General features: G+C 31.4%; 1 protein-coding gene. It reads right to left on the bottom strand.

Annotated features, from left to right (window positions below; genetic code table 11):
• Positions 1 to 1,607, bottom strand: a 1,607-nt coding sequence (locus KM149_RS00960) for an IS1182 family transposase (RefSeq protein ID WP_241415465.1), incomplete at its 3' end; no start/stop codon positions are given.
• Positions 1,608 to 1,779: the final 172 nt, after the last annotated feature.

Below are 1,779 nucleotides of genomic sequence, written 5' to 3'. Positions count from 1 at the left end.
AAAAATCTCGAAGTTTTTCTCTTAATTTTATGTTTAGTCGCACTACGTACAACTAATTTTCTTATATTTAATGCCATAAGCACAAAACCGAGTTCTCGTTTTACCTTGTTCAATCCTCGAACCGACATTCGAGTGAATCCCAAAATAGCTTTCATAAATCCAAAAACAGGTTCTACATCAACTTTTCTTTGCTTGTAGATTTTTTGCGTTTCTGGTTTAGAAAGCTTTTGATTAATTTGAGCTTTAAAATATTCCCAATTATAATTTCTCATGATTTTTTTATTTCTTTTTGAATTCAGCTTCATACACTGATTTCGAAGTGGACAGTAAGAACAGTCATCACATTCATATAATTTAAAATCTCTTTTAAAACCATAACGATCATTCCGATATGCATACCTTTTAAATCCTATATGCTTATGATTTGGACAAATAAATTCATCGTTAATTTCATCATAAGGCCAGTTTTGAGTGTTAAATATGTCACCTTTAAATTTTTTAGTTTTATCTTTAAGAAACATACCGTAAGTGATTAAGGGGATTCGATTAAAATCATCAATGACCGCCATATAATTCTGCTCACTACCATAACCTGCATCAGCGACAATATATGCCGGAAGGTCACATACCGTTTGCTTGATTAATTTTAAAAATGGAATAAGTGTTCTTGTATCCGTTGGATTTTGGAAAATATTATAAGCCAAAACAAACTGAGAATTTGTCGCTATTTGTAAGTTATATCCAGGTTTCAATTGGCCATTCTTCATATGATCTTCTTTCATTCTCATAAAAGTAGCGTCATGGTCTGTTTTAGAATAGCTATTTCGCTCTTTAAGGATGGATTTTTGATAATGATATTTCAATTTGCGTTGTGAGTAATCATCGATTTTCTTTTTAAATTGCTTAATACTTGTGCGAGCTTTACGTTTTACTTTTCTTGTTTCTACATGCTCGCTTTCATCAATCTGTTGGCTTAAATATTCGATTTCTTTATCTAAATATGTGCCAATTAAATCAATATCCTCTTGTGTTAAATCACTCTCATTTTCTCGTTTAATTTCGGGTATGATTTTATCTTTAACTAACGTATGATATAAAGCCTTTGAGTCCTCATTCATCTTAATTTCATGGTTTTGAATGCTTTTCTTCCATACAAATGTATAACGATTCGCATTTGCTTCTATTTTTGTACCGTCAATAAATAAAGCTTTATCGTCAATTAAAGATTGTTCGAGACACTGATGATGAAATTGAATAAATAAAGAAGCTAATAAGGCATCAATTTTGGGGTTCACTCTAAATCGATTAATTGTTTTGTAAGAAGGTGTTTGATGTTGAGAAAGCCACATCATACGGATACTATCACGAAGGAGTTTTTCTATTTTACGTCCAGAAAAAACAGATTGCGTATAAGCATATAGAATGATTTTTAACATCATTCTTGGATGATAAGAAGTGGCACCGCGGTGGTGTTTGAATTCATTGAATTCATTCTCTGGAATTGTTTCAACTATATCATTCACATGTCGTGATAAATCATTATTAGGAATTAAAATGGATGTTTCTATTGGTAGTGTTAATTGAGTCATGTTATAATCTTTATACATAAGACACCTCGTTGATTTAGTTTAGTGATGTTTATTAAATTATACGAAAGTGTCTTATTTTTTTAAAGTATTTTAATGTAAAATTACATGTATATACGTAGTATTGTTGGCAAGACTCCTAAGGGAATAGGATGAGCGTCGAGACCGGGACTCGACCCACCCCCTAGGAAAT

Origin of the sequence: Staphylococcus coagulans (assembly GCF_022557135.1) — a bacterium.
Taxonomy (GTDB): Bacteria; Bacillota; Bacilli; order Staphylococcales; family Staphylococcaceae; genus Staphylococcus; species Staphylococcus coagulans.
This window is presented reverse-complemented; position numbering and strand designations above follow the sequence as displayed.